The following is a 16,617-nucleotide window of genomic DNA, read 5'->3' as shown; positions in this document are numbered from 1 at the left end:
CGGGGGCTCTGCGAGGAACTCACTACACAAAGAGAATCGCTCATGAAAATACGTGTACATCTCAAAAAATACATGGACACGTATCTTGATGAGATTTAACCGAGACTTCTAGACGGTACAGGGCGGGCCTTTACAGAGCATTGCCTTTCGTCAAGGATTCACTTGAGGAGGTAATCTTTGGCGCAAGAATGGTGGAAGGCGATGTAAAGAAGCACGTAGATTTCATTCGTGGCCTTGGCTACGCGCCACGTTTCTACCAATCGGTACGTGATAAAAAGCGTTATGCCTTGAGGTTACGCGAACTATAAAGCTGATCGAGGTGCTGGTCGACAGAGGAAGGGCTCTAAAATCGTGTTCACCAATTCACAATGAATTTATGAAATTATCTTTTTTCGGTTGCCACTCACATTGAGAATCGATAGCACAATGGACGATTGGATAATACTGTCATCTTTTCCAATCATTCGGACTGGAGCTACAATTTCTGGAGCGGCGTCGGCCTGTCGAGGTTCGGAAGAAGCCGCTAATGACTGCTCACCGTCCCTTCTTGGCCGGCTGGAACCGATCAACAATGCCTGAAACCGACCTGTAGTAGTCATTCCGAGTAAGAGGAGTCAATGCGTAGGATGCGGAGCGCTCTTCGCCGCGTGAGCCAAAGATCCGAAATTACTGCTTTTCTTGTTTGTCGAGAAAACTAGATAGACGGCCATCATTATTTATTAGCTTCGACGGCAGTTTATATTCCTCAAAGTCTTCTGCATGAAGCACGACATAGGGCAAATCCGGCCTGTTTCGAATTGATGCTCTTGCTAAAGCACCTCTCGCCGGGATCTGCCGATCAAGCTTTAGAAAGATAAAGATTCCACCAACAAGGAGCCGGTAACCGTTCACTCCCTCTTTTCTGTCTGGACTTGGAGCTCGATAGGCGAACACTTCATCGTCGTCCTTATGACGCTTTAGACGACATAAAATAGCGTCTACCCCCGACGGTACATCAATAGAGGTAAAGGCTGTTTTTTGGAGGATGTCCTGATATCGACCCAGTGCTATTCTGCCATTTTCTTTGGACGCAACACTGTATTTCCATAACACACCACAAATAAAGCGTAGGATGCTATCTCCAGCGATGCCGCTTAGTAAGTACTCGCCAACAGGCAACGCCTTAGCTTCTTTTCGTATTCTCCGAAATGTCTGGATTGCAAGTTTTTCGGCCAAACCCAGTTTGTTGTCGCATGCGGCGCAGAGGATGTTCTGTTCATATAAACCAGACTGTGTGTATGAGAATTTTCCGGGTTTAAAAGCAACAGCGTGCGCCTTACCAACTTGCACCTCGCGAGCCATTGCCCGTGGAATTAGATGGGACTTTATAGTCGGCATACTGCCACATACCAAACAGCTACTCAAAATATTCTCCACGGGTCGAATTTCTTTCATCTGCGGACGACGAGTAGGCCACTGTAATATGAAGCATCTTGTCAAGGATGAACGCTAATAAATTTGAGAGGTGAACGACCGCTTCTGGCCGATTGTAGCCAAAGGCTGATGATCGAATTCGACCCAAAGCGGAAGTAATCACTTCTCAAAAGCGGTAGCTCAACGCCTGAATTAAGCCGCGCCGCGAAGCGGCGTCGGTTTGAATAAATTGTTAGGCACCATCTTGCGCTTTGACACGCTTCCACTCACTCTTGAGAATTGGCTGTAGTGCCGAAATCACCTTTGAATTTTTTTGTTCAGGATCATCCTTGGACTTAGCTGTTCTGTATGCCGCGTCGATTGCGTTCATAAGTGCCGTCGAGGCTGGTTCAGTTGGATTAAGCAAGAGTTGAATTTTTGCCCTGCTTCTTTCCGCTCGTGTGACAGCTGATCCATACGCAGTCGACCAATTTGCAAGCTCCGACATTGCGTATTCGGGGGCATTCATCAATGCAAGCACTTCGGCCCTCCCGCTTTTTTGTTGAAACAGGTCCCAGATTGATGATGTCTCGGCTATAAAGCTTGCGACTTCATCGCGCAAGGAATTGATCCAAAGCTGTCGGCTGTTAGCAATGAACTCTATTCGCGATTTTTCTTTATCTCTCTCTGAGGCATCTCGTGAAACAAAAATTTGTGAATCAAGCGCACGCTTCTGATGTTTGATGGTGACGATTGTTGTGCACACAATCGTTAGAACGGTAATTGCAAAAGCCAGCAGGGTTGGCCAGTCAATTTCACATAAATAGCTAATCATGGATCAATACCGAGTCGTGAGTGGTTCCTAACTTCAATAAGGTTGAAAAAACTCTGCCTTACCTAGCAGGCTGCCCACCTATCCTGGCCGACGGCACGCAGGAAACGCGCGCCGTTGCTTGCGACTCCTTTTCTGGTTACGTTAGGCATCAATAAAAACCGTGAAAGACAGACAGCTAGCTACCGTGTCAGTTTAGGAGCAAAGTATCACTCAAGCAACGAACTGTATTACTTCAATGAGTGCGAATGTCATCTTTAGAGTGAAAGTTCGACCGTTTGGATTTGGCCGATTCACTAAGCACGCTATAAATATCAACAGACAAAACGCGTAAAGCCGACAAACTAGCCTATCTAGCCGAGAGGGCTTTGAGACAAGGCTTTTGATCCTGTGCTCTCCAGGCTACCAGTCCCGGAACATAGGGCCTCCAAAAGCAGTCCTCTTTCGAGAACTGCCAACTGTAAAAAGCCCGTCCGACTATTGCCTCAAAAGCCCCAAGTTTTCGCTCAATCAATTGATATCGCCACTCGGGCCTTTTCTCAATCTCATGTATGCGCTGCTGCAAGCGATCGCCACGCGCAGAATCATTCAGCACCGATGCCGTAATCAACACGGCGTTTTCAACGTGCACCAACTGATCAAGTTTTCTAGTAAAGCAGGCCAAGCTTCGGCGCCGAACTTCAAGGCGTGCCTCTTGAGCCAAAACCAGTTTCATTCCCTCAATTGATCCCCGCCTTCTTGAAAAGACTGATTTGAGGCGACGCCACGACTGCTCGGCAAGCCTTTGCGGACGTCCTCCGATGTGGGTAGACCAAACGGTCGGACTCTCACGCAAACAATAAAAGGTGACGTTCTTATAAGGTTCATCATGCGCGCAAAGCTGCTGTATCCGATGACGCCCAATCACCGCAAGCACCGCCACAAACATCCCAAACACAACCGCCCAACCAAATTCGTCATAGGCAAGTGCAACGCAAACACCCACAAATAAAGCGCCGACAATGACGAACAGTACCTTCACCCCTTTCAACCACAACATGCCCGCTTTCCTGTATTAGGGTGTTTAGCCGCTAAACAAGCACCCAGCGATCACGACAATGTTTAGCGGCTAAACAGTCGAACCGGACCCGGTGCCCATGTTTAACTGCTAAAAAGTTTGATCATCACGACCACCCCGGCCGCTGACAAGAACGGCCCAAAGGGGTGATCGGCTTTCATGGACCCCGCAAGTCGCCATACGGTGGCGGCAATAGCACCAGCCCCACAAGCGCCAATCAGCACCCAGGGCAGAGCGTCAACACCTAACCAGGCACCGAGCGCCGCCATCAGCTTGAAGTCGCCGTACCCCATCCCGTCTTGACCGGCTCGCCACCGATACACCTGATTGGCGATCCATAGAACGCTATAGCCCACTGCAGCGCCAAGTACCGCATCGGATAATGGCGTAAACACCTCATGAATATTGATTAGCAAACCCGCCCACATCAGCGGCAAGGTCAACAGGTCGGGCAACAGACCATGTTTGATATCGATCCATGACAGCCAGATCAACATCACAAACAACAACCCACTCGCCCCTATCGAAACTAGCGTCACATTCACCATGGCAACCTCGTCAGTGTTTAGCAGCTAAACGGACTATCACCGCCGGCACCAATACCTAGCTGTGCAACCAGTGCCTGCAACGCAGCCGCACCTGACGCCACCAACCGCAATTCGATCGCCCCGCCGGGCAACGCATCAACTTTGACTGAAACACCCGGCAGAGCCGAAAGCCGCTCGGCAACGCCTTGCCACTGGGATGCATCTGACGGCAAATCATCCGCATTAATAGCTTGCGTAGGTTCGACGTGGACTTTCTTGCGTAGAGATTTGACCTTGGCACGGGTCAGCTGTTTAGCGGCTAAACAGTCGCCGGGTTGGGCCAGCGTCGCTTCAACGACTTCGGGGTTTTCTCGATGGGCACGGACTAGCTCATTAACCAGCGTCACATCCTTGATCTGCCCTTCCTGAAAGACCCTTGCCACCGGCTCGGGCAAATCCAACAAAGCCACGTGTTGCGAAACAAATGCTTTTGACTTACCCAACAATCGAGCGATGTCCGTTAGCGAATGACCTTCAGCCTGGGCACTACCAATAAAATCGGCAATCTCGCGGGACGTTAACGCTTCACGTTGAATGTTCTCAATGACTTGGTCGAACTTATCAAAACCCTCGTCAACGAACGCCGGCACCTGCACCAGCCCCGCGACTTTTGCTGCGCGATAACGCCTATGACCATGGTTAATAATGTAGAAGCCAGGCGCATTAGGGTCTGGCCGCAACGACAAGGGCGACTTCACACCTCGCCCCTCGCTCATGCTCTCTGCCAGTTCGGCAATGCTCTCATCCGTGAAGCCTGGATTTCCCTCAGTACGAAAATTACCCTCGTCTTCCCGGATGTGATCCAGATCAAACATTTTGGGTGAGCCAGATGACTGAGCTGCTGCGACTGGCGCTTGCAACATGGACGCCAAATCTCCCAAACTGGATAAATCCAACCCACTGCCCTGTTTAGCTGCTAAACGATCCGTATGGTTTTTCATTGGGCAACTCCTACTTTGGATAAGACATAACTCCCGAGGGCACGCATTTCAGCACCGGCCGCACGGGCCGATGTCTTACGTAGTTTCCAGACCGGCATGCCATGCGCCAACGCCTCGGCAACGCTGCTGCGCAAACCGATCACTAGTGGCGCCATGAGTGCGCTGTGCGCTTCACGAACCTGATTCAAGTTAGCCATCTGACGTGGGCTACGCGTATCCACCCTGCTCGGCAAAATCCCCAGGAACGACAGCTTGGGATTTTTCTGGCGCGCATTGAGCACCGTGATCATCGTTTGCTTAATGCCTTCAATGGAGTAGGCCTCCATTTCCACCGGCGAGATGACCGCATCAGCCACATGCAATGCGGCGGCCTTGGCAATGCCCAACCCGGGTGCCGTATCAATTACACATAAGTCATATTCTGCTGCCAAACGTCCCAGGCTCTGCTCAAACTGCTGCTGCGCCTGTTCCAAGGGCAGGAACACCAAGTTAGCTAAAAGGTTGTCTGCAGGGACCAGTGCTAAACAGCCTGACCCATCTTCCTGTTTAGCTGCTAAACACGAAACGCCGGCCTGCGTGAACAGCGAACTGGCCACGCCATCAATCTGATACTCGGCCAACGTCCTGGTCAAATCCCCAGTATCCAGATCTATCACCAACACCCGCAACCCAGCCTCACGGGCATAAAAGGCAATATGCGCGGCGCTGGCGGTCTTACCCACCCCGCCCTTACCTTGAGCCACAACAAGTACTTTCATAAGAAACTCCCTAAGTGTTTAGCCGCTAAACACGGCAAAGATTTAGCAGCCACCTGTCCAGAGTGTTTAGCTGCTAAACATGAAATACAAGCGAGACTAATGATCAGCAACTTTCAGCTGTTTATCTAAGTCTTCGCGGCTGAAATAGTCGTGCAAAGCCTGTACAGTTTGTACGCGTGGGTTGGCAACTTCACCGTAGTAAAGTTTTCGCACCGTGCTTTCTGGAACGCCTGAAGCATGGCTAATCTGTTTGATGTCGGAATGTTTAACCGTGCGTAATCTAGCCAAAACATCGCCGAGGAAGTGCTTATCTGTAGTCATTGATTAGTTTCATTCCCTTTTTTGGGAAATTATATCCCACTAACGGTTATTCACCAGTGGCATGATCCCAAAAATGGGTAAGAAAGCAATCGAAACATTAAGCAAAAACCTTCGCCAGCTTGTCGGAGAAGGTAAACGCTATGAAAAACTTGAGGCGTTAGCTGCTCGCTCTGGCGTTGGGAAATCAACAATTGCCCGTGCGCGCAATGGCGAAAATGCACTAAGAATAGATAACTTAGAGGACATTGCACGGGCGTTTAACTTAGAGCCCTGGCAAATGCTCGTGGAAAATGTTGATCCTACTGATCCACCTGCTCTGAAGAGCAATCATGATAAGCAGGTAGTTTGGCCGTTTGTTGGTGTCATAAGCGAAGCTGACTACCAAGGGCTTTCGAGCGATACAAAAGAGGCTATTCGTGAATTCGTTGAGATGAAAGTGCGGAATGCCAACAAGTCTTTTCGTCGCAAAGCCGGCTGAAAAGCGCGTTAATTTGAAACTGGTTTGGTCTGAAGGTGTTTTTTTAAAGACCTAGTAACCGTTTTCATCCAAATACAACAAAAACAAATTTCAAAGATTCAGCATCCGTAAATGAGTTTGACAGTTCCCGAATATGGGAATATATTAGAGCCAATTTCCCATAAACGGGACGCTCCTTAACAACCGATGTTGATAAACACCGCACCCTTCTACCGGTTCCGACTGGCAGATGACTGGGCGGCAACCCATTGTATTCCGGTTGGAGATAAAGGAATGAAAACCGGCAGACCGATGAGGTCGTTTTGCGTGATGGTTCGAAGGGCTCCGGCCTGACGATGCTACCCATCGCGTAAAGCCGGGGTTCCATGGGCAAGCATTGCCCTTTAGCAAATGGACGCCAGGTATGTTCGTGAGAACACCCTACTTCAAACGATGGCGACGTAATCGTTTGATGACGGCAGCAAAGACTGCACCGCTTGAATAGCACCTATCGAACCGGCACGCCGGGACAGCGACTGGTGCCTCAAACGGGATCAAAGCACCCTACCCCCGTCGTGGTATCTCGGCGGGTAGGTTACAAGGCCTCTGGCTGAGGCCGCTTTGGTAACCGACTTATTTCTAGGTTGATTACTGAAGCAAGGTTGATATGGAAAGCAAACAAACCGCAGCTAATTACAGCACTCAGATCTACGCGCAGCTCAAAAAAAGCAGCAAATACTATGGTCAAACCAGCCCTGGCGCATTGTTCCCAGTGTCAATCGGTGGCCATGGTGATTATGTGGTTCACGGCACCCAAAACGACTATCGCCTACGAGATGTTTGGCTTTGGGTGTTGGATACCGAAAGCGACTTGAAAATCCGCTTGAATTAGAGCTGTTTAGGTTTGGTTTTCCACCGCCGAGCGCATTTAAGCCGTACTCATCTGTTTAGCAGCTAAACAGCGCAGGCGTCACTGAGTCTAAGTTATCCCCATTATCTGTGGATAACGCTTTTTATAAGTCACGCACTCAATCGCTAAACGCCCAGCAATACAGGCTTTCAGAGTAGCCCGGCAAACAATTAACCATATATACAACTACCCGCTTACCTGAACTCAACATGGGTCATATTGATACTGAGCGATTACGCCAGCAGCTTGAAGAAGAATACGCCCACTACTCAGCCCCAGACAACGACAACAGCGGCTTCCTGAGCTTTGGTGAGCTTCTTGCGCTAAACGAAAGCAGCAAAGCCTTTAACAATGAAATGGCCAGATCAGGTGATTTAAGCAAAGCTCAAGCTTTGTCTGATCAGATAGAACAGCAAGTCTGGGAGTTCGCCCAACAGTTCAAACGTAAAAGCGAGCAACAATGAAAGACCAACGTATTTACCCGGTCCAGATTAGCCTGGGTGAACAAACCCAAACATACAGCCCAGCCTTTCAAACAGATGCCCAATTTAGCCACGCCTGGAAAAAGGTGCTGATGATGGCCCATGGCAAAGCTGTAGTGCGATGCCAATGCCTGGGCGAAGGTGAAAAGCGGCTTTCAGTTCACAGCCGTACTAATTCAGATCACTTTCACCTTGCACGCTTTCCGGACACGGGTCCTGAACATGCTGAAGACTGCGTATTCTTCGGGGTCGATCCCAATGCCTCAGGCCTTGGTGCCTACAAACGCGGTGTTGTCGAAGAGCTGGATGACGGTAACGTCAAAATCAAGCTAAAAGTCGGGCTGCAACAGCGCCTAACCAAAGCCCCAGAAGACGGCGACGCAACGCCAAAGGGGCCGGCAATGACCAAGAGCACCCGTCCTGGGCAATCTAGCATGACCTTGCTGGGCCTGCTGCACTACTTATGGACCAACGCTGGCCTTAACACCTGGTCGCCCGCCATGGAAGGTAAACGCAATCTAGGTATCGTGCACCACCACCTGATGCGTGTTGCGATGACAACCTATGCGGGACGCGTAAAACTGGCTCAGAACCTCTTGATTGGCACACCTGCAGCCGATGGCGCACAAAGCAAGCTTAACGAAGCCAAAGCACGCTCCGCTTGCGATGAGCGCAGGCGTCTTGTGGTGGTGGCACCGCTAGCGCGGTATCGCGAAGGTCTGGAATCATCCACAACCCTCCCAATTGCCGGGTTTCATGGCATCCCCCACCTGGTCGTCAGCGACGAAGTGCGTGAGCATTGGCAAAGCCGATACGCCCGCGAACTGGGTGCTTGGTTCACTGCTCAACCGACAATCGTCATTGCGCAAACTGATGCACCCACAATCGTCGCTGGCGCCCTGCAGGCCGAGGTCAATGATCTGGCACTGATGTGGGTCACTAAAGAATGGATACCCGTTGACTCAGGGTTTGAGGCCTTGATTGCTGAGAAGCTTGTTGCTGAGCAGCGTCGATTTGAAAAGCCGCTGCGTTTCGATAGCCAGGACGCCGTATTTCCAGACTTCTGGCTCAAGGATCGAGGCGCACCTATCCCCATGGAAGTGTGGGGTATGACGACGCCCGATTATCAGACGCGCAAACAAGAGAAGATCGCACACTACGACGCCCAATACGGACCAGGTAACTGGTGGTCCTGGAATGGCGCCGCCGGGGACCAGGTCCCCGACTTTCCCACTGACCACCAATGACCCATGGGCACTGCATTGACTGAGCAATCTGGGTTGGCAAACAAGGTAAGCATCCTGTGAATACTTTAAACAAGCACGAGCACGGCCCACCCAGCGACCAGAACGACAACCCGAATCAGATCACGCCGATTCGGGTCTATGTCGTTTTTAGAAACCCAGAGCAAGCAGAGTTGTTTGAAAAGCTGCTCAGAAGACTCACCCGCGCCGACCTGCATGCCTTGCTCTTTCCTGAGACGGACGTTAACGCGTTGTTGGCCGCTGTGGGTTGCGTAAGAGGACCACTTAAACAACTTCGCAAAATGCCCAACTCAACGCAAGAGCGTTAATGGAAAGTGATTACTGAACGATGAGAGAATCCTATGACAACGATTCTGCCAAAAGCGGACCTTGTCGAGCTGACAGGCTACCATCTGGCTGCAAAGCAAAAGAACGTCCTTGACCAGCTTGGCATTCCCTACAAAGAAGTGTCGGGGCGGCCTATCGTCCTTTCCGAACACGTTACTGCTTGGGTTGAAGGACGCAAAATTAAAAAATCAGTTGAGCCTGATTTTTCGATGGTACGTTGATGGTTAATACTTTCCCGAAACTACGTCATCATGCGCGAAAGCGCAAAAGTGGACGCGTCGTCATATATTATTTTTATGATATGCGAGGAACGGGCAAGCCTGATGTGCCTTTAGGTACTGATTATGACCAGGCTATTGTCCGCTGGGAGGAAATTCATAATCACCAACCTCGCATTGCAGGAACGCTAGAAGAAGCGTTTGCACGTTGGGAACAAGAAGTTCTTCCAGGCTACAAAAATAAAGGCACCCGAGACGGATATGTGCGTCATTTGCGCAAGATACGCCCAGCATTTGGCATGTCAACTTGGGATGCCATCTCGGTATCGCATTTAAAAGGATACCTAAAGGCCAGAAGCGCAAAAACACAAGCCAACCGTGAAATGTCCTTGTTGTCCATTGTTTGGAACTGGGCACGCCTAGAGGGGTTAACTGACAAGCCCTGGCCAGCCGCTGGCATGGAAAGATCTGGATGGAAGAACAAGGAGAAGGCGCGAACGTTCGAGGTCACAGATGACTTATTCGACGCTGTATATGATGAAGCTGACCAGGTTCTAAAAGACTGCATGGACATATCAACAGCTACAGCGCTTCGAATCACGGATGCCCACACGATCTTGATGCCAGTCAACGGCAAATTAATCATTTCTGCGAGCAAAACAGGTAAGCCAGCTTATTTTGAGATCGAATCGTCGCCAACCCTATCTGCAATTCTCAGGCGAAGAGAGAACATAAAAGCCGATCACGATATGTTTCTATCGACATCAACCGGCCGTAAAGTTACATATTCAATGCTACGGGCGCGATGGGAAGAGGCGCGTGATAGTGCGGCAAAAAAAGCCGAAGCCAATGGCAATGAAACATTAGCTAGAGAGATTCGAAAAATGTTTCTCAGGGACATGAGAAAACGAGCCAGTAACATGGTTGAAACGATTGAAGAGGCATCGCAGTTGCTACAACACAGTAGCATCCACGTCACTCGAAAGCATTACCGAACCAGGCCGGAAAAGCTTCGTACAGTGCGTTAGCCTATGTTCCGCATTGCAAAATCGTCATAGTGACGACGTGTCAGAGAAATGCGGAACATTTCACGCGGAAAAGCGCAGGGTTAAGCCATTTCGATAAGCGACTTAAAATCTCTCGATCTTTGATCGTGCCGGTTCGATTCCGGCTGGACGCACCAAGCAATATATTCGGCGCTTCACGGCGCAAAAAAACCGCGTAATTTTTTACGCGGTTTTTTTATGCCCAGGCTCTTTGCCCATTAGCGTGGGGCACACACTCGTCAGCGCCGGCCAATGACGCCCGGCTTTAAGCGCCTCTGACGCCAGACACCCCAAGCCTGCCGACTATTGCTCCAGGCAAGGCTCAAAGTGGCCCGACACAGGGTTACGCAAGTACAGCAACCCGGTCGCAACGCCGAAATACGCGCCATGCAACTCAAGCTCGCCGGCTTCAACACGACGACGAATAAACGGGAACGTCATCAGATTATTCAGACTGGCTTCGACAACAGCTAGCTCGAGGCGCTTCAAGTCGGCCTTGTAATCGCCCGTTGACGCACCCAGGCTTTCGGCTACCGGCTCGATCTGCGACATCCACTTGCGAATGAAGTCGCCCTGGCTAAGCGGTTGGGCCTTGTCATGAAACGCCTTTACACCACCGCAAGACGCGTGCCCGAGCACCACGATATGCTTGACGTTTAACCCATTAACGCCGAATTCGATGGCCGCACTGGTACCGTGATATGAAGACTCGGTGTCAGCCTCGAAGGGTGGCACCAGGTTGGCAACGTTACGCACGACAAACATTTCGCCCGGGCCCGCATCAAAAATTACTTCCGGCGACACGCGCGAGTCACAACAGCCGATCAGCATGATCTCGGGGTTTTGACCTTTTTCTGCCAACTTCATATAGCGGCTGCTTTCGGTCTGGAAGCGGCCGTCCAGAAAGTGTTGATAGCCTTCGGTGAGTCGTTCTGGAAACATAAAATGACCTCTTGGTATTGTTGTTGGTTAGTCATGCACTGCAAAAAAAAGCACAAAAAATGCAACCCCACAGGGCGCACTTTTTGTGCTTTATAGCAGCTACCGGGCCTGAAAAATACATGTCAGACCCAGCCACTACGACAATCAGGCATCAGGAGCCGATGCGGCAGGCGCCGCAGGGCCGCCCTGTGCCTCGATGCCACCAATAGCCTTGATGGACAAACGCAGGCGACCTTTGTCGTCGGCCTCGATGACCTTGACCTTGACGACCTGACCCACTTTAAGCACATCGTTGATGTTGTTAATGCGGTAGTTGGCGATTTCGGAGATGTGCAGCAGACCATCGCGCCCCGGCAGAACCTGAACAATGGCGCCGAAGTCGAGCAAACGCAACACAGGGCCTTCGTAGTCTTGACCCACTTCGACGTCGGCCGTCAGCTCTTTGATGCGACGCTCGGCTTCGTGAGCACGATCGAGGTCTGCGCTGGAGATGGTGATGGTACCGTCGTCTGCGATATCGATTTGCGTACCGGTTTCTTCGGTAAGCGCGCGAATGGTGGCGCCGCCCTTGCCGATGACGTCACGGATTTTCTCGGGGTTGATCTTGACCGAGATCATGCGTGGTGCAAACGCCGACAGTTCGGTGCGCGAACCGTCGATGGCTTCTTGCATTTTGCCCAGAATATGCAAACGGCCTTCACGCGCTTGTGCCAAAGCAACCTGCATGATTTCTTTGGTAATACCCTGGATTTTGATGTCCATTTGCAGCGCGGTAATACCATTGACGGTACCGGCCACTTTAAAGTCCATATCGCCCAGGTGGTCTTCGTCGCCCAGGATATCGGTAAGCACGGCGAACTTGCCGCCCTCTTTGATAAGACCCATGGCCACACCGGCAACGTGCTCTTTAACAGGCACGCCGGCATCCATCATGGCCAGCGAACCACCGCAAACCGACGCCATGGATGACGAACCGTTGGATTCGGTGATCTCGGACACGATACGAATGGTGTACTGGAATTCGTCGGCGGCAGGCAGCGTGGAAATAAGTGAACGCTTGGCCAAACGACCATGGCCAATTTCGCGACGCTTGGGCACACCAAAACGACCGGTTTCGCCGGTGGCGAACGGAGGCATGTTGTAGTGCAGCATGAAGCGGTCACGCGACTCGCCCATGATGGAATCGATGATTTGTTCGTCTTGCTTGGTGCCCAGCGTGGCGACAACCAGGGCCTGGGTTTCGCCACGCGTAAACAACGCGCTGCCGTGGGCACGAGGAAGAACGCCCAGACGGATGCTGATAGGACGAACGGTACGCGTGTCGCGGCCGTCGATACGGGGCTCGCCCGACAGGATCTGGCTGCGAACAATGGCGGACTCGAGATCGAACAGGATATTTTCGACTTCGACGGCATCGGGAGCGGCCTCTTCTTTGGCAGCCGCGTGTTCTTGGAGCTTGGCCTTGACGTTGGCATAGACGTTACGAACGGCCTCGGTACGCGCCTGCTTTTCGCGGATTTGATAAGCGGCAGACAAATCGTCGCCCGCGGCAGCTTTAACGGCCGTAATGAGTGGCTCGTTTTTGGCTGCAGGCTGCCAGTCCCATTCGGGCTTACCGGCTTCGGCCACCAGGTCGTGGATGGCGTTGATGACGGTTTGCATTTGCTCGTGACCGTAGACCACACCGCCCAACATGACGTCTTCGGGCAGTTGCTTGGCTTCGGACTCGACCATCAGTACGGCCGCTTCTGTACCCGCAACGATCAGGTCCATGCTGGAGGACTTGAGTTGGGTGGTTGTGGGGTTGATAAGATACTGGCCGTCGATATAGCCGACGCGTGCAGCGCCAATGGGGCCGTTAAACGGAATGCCCGAAATAGCCAATGCCGCAGACGCGCCGATCATGGCGGGGATATCGGGGTCGACTTCGGGGTTGACCGACAACGTATGGATAATAACCTGCACGTCGTTGTAAAAACCCTCGGGGAACAAGGGGCGCAACGGGCGGTCGATAAGGCGCGATGTGAGCGTTTCTTTTTCGGAGGGCTTGCCTTCGCGCTTGAAGAAACCACCGGGAATGCGACCGGCAGCGTAGGTTTTTTCGACGTAATCGACAGTAAGCGGGAAAAAATCTTGACCGGGTTTGGCCTTTTTGGCCGCGACTACCGTTGCCAATACAACGGTATCGTCAATCGAGACAACGACGGCGCCGCCGGCCTGGCGGGCGATCTCGCCCGTTTCAAGAACCACGGTGTGCTGGCCGTATTGAAACGACTTGGTCACTTTATTGAACATTATTGACTATCCTTACAATTAAAAAACCGTGCGCACCACGATAGATTTCGTGGTGCGCACGGTTATACATTTGGGGAACCCGCCCCAGATATCACTTACGCAGACCGAGTTTTTCGATGAGCGAGCGATAAGCGTCGGGGTTGCGACCCTTCAGGTAATCGAGCAGTTTACGGCGACGGCTGACCATGCGCAGCAGGCCGCGGCGCGAGTGATGGTCTTTTTTGTGCTCTTTGAAGTGGCCGGTAAGTTCGTTGATGCGTGCGGTAAGCAGCGCAACCTGAACTTCTGGTGAACCAGTGTCGCCTTGGGCGCGTTGGAACTGGGAAACGATTTCTGATTTTTTGATTTCTGCTACAGACATACTAGACCTCGAAGACAGGCGACAGGGCCGAGGTGCCCTGACGTGAGATTAAAAGCAACAATGCAATAACCCGCCACAACGGCGAGCAACCGGCATTATAACGGATTCGGTAGAATTTGCAGATCAGCCGACGTGCAGGAAAAAATATGCCCTATTACCGAGCAAAACCCGAAGCAGACCGCCCCAAGACAAAACGCGCCTCGCGAACGAAGATGGCGAGGCGCCACCCAGACCAAGAAGCGGCAAAGACCAGCAATCGCTTGAAGCTATGGGTGGGATACTGGCGCCGTACGTTAAGCACGGCCGCCGCTGTGCTTTTGCTTTCGGCGCTAACCGCCTGCGCAAACATGGCCAAAGTGCCGCCCGGCACTCCGGCAAACCAGGTGATTAGCCAGTTTGGCCAGCCTACCTACACCTGCCCGCTTGATAACGGCGGCCGGCGCCTGATCTGGAGCATGCAACCCTTTGGCCAACAGGCGTGGGGCACCAATACCGATGCCGAAGGGCGGGTGGAGTCGGTTGAACAATTACTGACAGACGCCCATTTTCAGGTATTGAAATCGGGCGAGTGGACACCCGAAAGACTGCTGTGCGAGTTTGGACCACCTGCCGAGAAAACCGGAGTCGGCTTACCCTCTTCAATACAAATTGTCTGGAGCTGGCGCTATATGCAAGACGGCGTCTGGTATTCGATGATGCACGTTTACCTGGGCCAAGATGGCGAGCGCGTCACCCGGTTCCACCCCGGCCCCGACCCCCGCTACGAGGGCGACCGGTTTTGGTGGTTTTAACGCCAACGCAAATTAGCCGTCTTGGGAGGTGTCGGTAACGTCGGTGCCGTCGGGGCGGCGGAAGCTAAGTTGGCGCGCCTTGCGCAGGCGCCATAAAAAGACGCCCCACCCCGACAGGCCATATATAACGAACAGGCCAAAAAGCACCAGTGGCGGGTCACTGGAGACAAACACAAACGCCGCCACCACAACCAAAATGACCCAAAACGGCACACTGCGCCCCAGCGCAAAAGACTTGCCGCTGTAAAAAGGCAGATTGGTCACCATGGCCACACCGGCGTACACGGTAAGGGCAAAGGCTATCCAGGCAATGGTGCCATCGGCCAATTGAAACTTGTTGTCGACCGCCAGCCACATAAAACCGGCCAGAAGCGCCGCTGCCGCCGGGCTGGGCAAACCCTGAAAGAAACGCTTGTCGACGACGGCAATATTGGTGTTGAAACGCGCCAGACGAAGCGCTGCCCCCACGACATAAATAAAAGCGGCCAGCCACCCCCAACGCCCCAGGCCATTTAGCGACCACTCGTAAAGAATAAGCGCTGGCGCAATACCGAAAGAGGTCATATCGGACAGCGAGTCGTATTGCTCACCAAACGCCGATTGGGTGTTGGTCAGCCTTGCCACCCGGCCGTCCATGCCGTCGAATACCATGGCCAAAAAAATGGCTATCGCCGCCAACTCGTACCGACCATTCATGGCCTGCACAATGGCGTAAAAGCCGGCAAACAAATTGGCGGTGGTAAAGGCATTGGGCAGCAAGTAAATACTACGCCGGCGACGGGTTTCGTCGTTGAAAGAATTAGGCATATTCAGGTGTACGGTTGAATGAGCGGATTAGGCCGACCTGCTGCCACCTGCGCGCCGGAGAAAAAACGGACGCGCAAGGTGTAACCATGGCGAGATTACTGTTCGGGCAGTTCGGCCAGTACGGTACTGGTCGCGCTGACCTTATCACCAATAGACACGCGCGGGCGCGAACCCAGCGGCAGGTAGACGTCGACGCGCGAACCAAAACGGATAAACCCGTAACGTTGGCCGCTGTAGAGCTGGTCGCCCGGTTTAGCGTAACAAAGAATACGCTTGGCGACCAGACCGGCCACCTGCACCGCCGTTACGGTATGGCCCGACGCGGTACGAATGACCATGGCGTTGCGTTCGTTCTCCAGCGATGCCTTGTCGAGCGCAGCATTGACGAATTTGCCGGGAAAGTAATCGACCGAAACCACCGAACCATTCACCGGCGCGCGATTTGAGTGCACATTGAACACGTTCATGAACACACTGATTTTCAGGGCGCGACGCTGTGCATAGGTGTCGTCGACCTCTTCGACCGCCACAATACGGCCATCGGCCGGGCTAAGTACATTATTGGCGCCGTCGGGCGCCATACGCGCCGGGTCACGAAAAAACTGCAACACGAACAACGACAGCAGCCAGAATACAACTGACGCCCCTGGCGACCAGAACGTTACCAAAATAGAGATAACAACGATACCTGCCAGGAAGGGCCAGCCTTCGCGCGCGATAATCGGATGTGGGTACGATGGTTTATGCATAATTTATTTGAGACAAAAAAACGGCGGGGCCCGGTCTTGCAGCCTATTGTGCGACCTGACCCCGCCGGTTTTGTTGGAA

Annotated in this window: 20 protein-coding genes; 8 read left to right on the top strand and 12 right to left on the bottom strand. The window is 52.3% G+C overall.

All coding sequences use genetic code 11. From position 1 onward, the window contains the following. Positions 1-666 precede the first annotated feature (666 nt). From GTU67_RS14235 to GTU67_RS14205, 7 genes are all read right to left on the bottom strand, one after another. A complete protein-coding gene (locus GTU67_RS14235; RefSeq protein WP_185780696.1) occupies positions 667-1,434 on the bottom strand; it encodes a hypothetical protein in 768 nt (255 codons plus the stop codon). Between the two features lie 211 nt (positions 1,435-1,645). Further along, entirely contained in the window at positions 1,646-2,227 is a 582-nt protein-coding gene (locus GTU67_RS14230) for a hypothetical protein (protein WP_185780695.1), read from the bottom strand. Between the two features lie 346 nt (positions 2,228-2,573). After that, on the bottom strand, positions 2,574-3,263 hold the full coding sequence (locus tag GTU67_RS14225; RefSeq protein WP_185780694.1) for a hypothetical protein: 690 nt from the start codon (positions 3,261-3,263) through the stop codon (positions 2,574-2,576). 101 nt (positions 3,264-3,364) lie between these two features. Continuing rightward, positions 3,365-3,778 carry a prepilin peptidase gene (locus tag GTU67_RS14220; protein ID WP_249417738.1) on the bottom strand — a complete coding sequence of 138 codons (414 nt, stop codon included), beginning with the start codon at positions 3,776-3,778 and terminating at the stop codon, positions 3,365-3,367. Positions 3,779-3,846: 68 nt separating this feature from the next. Then, positions 3,847-4,809, bottom strand: a complete 963-nt coding sequence (locus GTU67_RS14215) for a ParB/RepB/Spo0J family partition protein (RefSeq protein ID WP_185780692.1) — start codon at positions 4,807-4,809, stop codon at positions 3,847-3,849. After that, positions 4,806-5,567 carry a ParA family protein gene (locus tag GTU67_RS14210; protein ID WP_185780691.1) on the bottom strand — a complete coding sequence of 254 codons (762 nt, stop codon included), beginning with the start codon at positions 5,565-5,567 and terminating at the stop codon, positions 4,806-4,808. The genes GTU67_RS14215 and GTU67_RS14210 overlap by 4 nt, the downstream gene beginning before the upstream one ends. Before the next feature lie 96 nt (positions 5,568-5,663). Further along, positions 5,664-5,888, bottom strand: a complete 225-nt coding sequence (locus GTU67_RS14205; RefSeq protein ID WP_185780690.1) for a helix-turn-helix transcriptional regulator — start codon at positions 5,886-5,888, stop codon at positions 5,664-5,666. A gap of 73 nt (positions 5,889-5,961) precedes the next feature. Between GTU67_RS14205 and GTU67_RS14200 the strand changes: the two genes are divergently transcribed. The 7 genes from GTU67_RS14200 (at position 5,962) to GTU67_RS14170 (ending at position 10,575) form a co-directional block, all read left to right on the top strand. Beyond that, positions 5,962-6,366, top strand: a complete 405-nt coding sequence (locus tag GTU67_RS14200; RefSeq protein WP_221893391.1) for a helix-turn-helix domain-containing protein — start codon at positions 5,962-5,964, stop codon at positions 6,364-6,366. Positions 6,367-7,012: 646 nt separating this feature from the next. Then, on the top strand, positions 7,013-7,237 hold the full coding sequence (locus GTU67_RS14195; RefSeq protein ID WP_185780688.1) for a hypothetical protein: 225 nt from the start codon (positions 7,013-7,015) through the stop codon (positions 7,235-7,237). Between the two features lie 227 nt (positions 7,238-7,464). Further along, positions 7,465-7,719: a hypothetical protein gene (locus GTU67_RS14190; RefSeq protein WP_185780687.1), complete on the top strand. Its 255-nt coding sequence runs from the start codon at positions 7,465-7,467 to the stop codon at positions 7,717-7,719. Then, positions 7,716-8,984 carry a DUF1173 family protein gene (locus GTU67_RS14185; protein WP_185780686.1) on the top strand — a complete coding sequence of 423 codons (1,269 nt, stop codon included), beginning with the start codon at positions 7,716-7,718 and terminating at the stop codon, positions 8,982-8,984. The genes GTU67_RS14190 and GTU67_RS14185 overlap by 4 nt, the downstream gene beginning before the upstream one ends. Before the next feature lie 56 nt (positions 8,985-9,040). Continuing rightward, entirely contained in the window at positions 9,041-9,310 is a 270-nt protein-coding gene (locus GTU67_RS14180) for a hypothetical protein (RefSeq protein ID WP_185780685.1), read from the top strand. 33 nt (positions 9,311-9,343) lie between these two features. Continuing rightward, positions 9,344-9,550: a DUF4224 domain-containing protein gene (locus GTU67_RS14175; RefSeq protein WP_123660519.1), complete on the top strand. Its 207-nt coding sequence runs from the start codon at positions 9,344-9,346 to the stop codon at positions 9,548-9,550. Further along, positions 9,550-10,575 (top strand): site-specific integrase, encoded by a 1,026-nt coding sequence (locus tag GTU67_RS14170; protein WP_249417734.1) that lies wholly within the window; start codon positions 9,550-9,552, stop codon positions 10,573-10,575. Before GTU67_RS14175 ends, GTU67_RS14170 begins: the two co-directional genes overlap by 1 nt. 321 nt (positions 10,576-10,896) lie before the next feature. Here the strand turns inward: GTU67_RS14170 and GTU67_RS14165 are convergent, their stop codons facing one another. The 3 genes from GTU67_RS14165 to rpsO form a co-directional block, all read right to left on the bottom strand. After that, positions 10,897-11,535: a carbonic anhydrase gene (locus GTU67_RS14165; protein ID WP_185780684.1), complete on the bottom strand. Its 639-nt coding sequence runs from the start codon at positions 11,533-11,535 to the stop codon at positions 10,897-10,899. 144 nt (positions 11,536-11,679) lie between these two features. Continuing rightward, positions 11,680-13,830, bottom strand: a complete 2,151-nt coding sequence (pnp, locus tag GTU67_RS14160) for a polyribonucleotide nucleotidyltransferase (protein WP_185780683.1) — start codon at positions 13,828-13,830, stop codon at positions 11,680-11,682. 91 nt (positions 13,831-13,921) lie between these two features. Then, complete coding sequence (gene rpsO, locus GTU67_RS14155) at positions 13,922-14,191, bottom strand: 30S ribosomal protein S15 (protein WP_093969153.1); 270 nt, start codon at positions 14,189-14,191, stop codon at positions 13,922-13,924. Positions 14,192-14,538: 347 nt separating this feature from the next. Between rpsO and GTU67_RS14150 the strand changes: the two genes are divergently transcribed. Further along, the gene (locus tag GTU67_RS14150) at positions 14,539-14,982 is read left to right on the top strand and encodes a hypothetical protein (RefSeq protein WP_249417737.1); all 444 of its coding nucleotides are present in this window, start codon (positions 14,539-14,541) and stop codon (positions 14,980-14,982) included. Positions 14,983-14,994: 12 nt separating this feature from the next. Here GTU67_RS14150 and pssA read toward each other — a convergent pair whose 3' ends face one another. Both pssA and GTU67_RS14140 read right to left on the bottom strand, forming a co-directional pair. Further along, a complete protein-coding gene (gene pssA, locus GTU67_RS14145) occupies positions 14,995-15,789 on the bottom strand; it encodes a CDP-diacylglycerol--serine O-phosphatidyltransferase (protein WP_185780682.1) in 795 nt (264 codons plus the stop codon). Between the two features lie 95 nt (positions 15,790-15,884). Then, positions 15,885-16,538 carry a phosphatidylserine decarboxylase gene (locus GTU67_RS14140; RefSeq protein WP_185780681.1) on the bottom strand — a complete coding sequence of 218 codons (654 nt, stop codon included), beginning with the start codon at positions 16,536-16,538 and terminating at the stop codon, positions 15,885-15,887. Positions 16,539-16,617 lie beyond the last annotated feature (79 nt).

Origin of the sequence: Pusillimonas minor (genome assembly GCF_014237865.1) — a bacterium.
In the GTDB taxonomy this organism is placed as follows: Bacteria; Pseudomonadota; Gammaproteobacteria; order Burkholderiales; family Burkholderiaceae_B; genus Neopusillimonas; species Neopusillimonas minor.
Note: the sequence above shows the minus strand (reverse complement) of the source record. Positions and strands in the feature narration are given on the sequence as shown.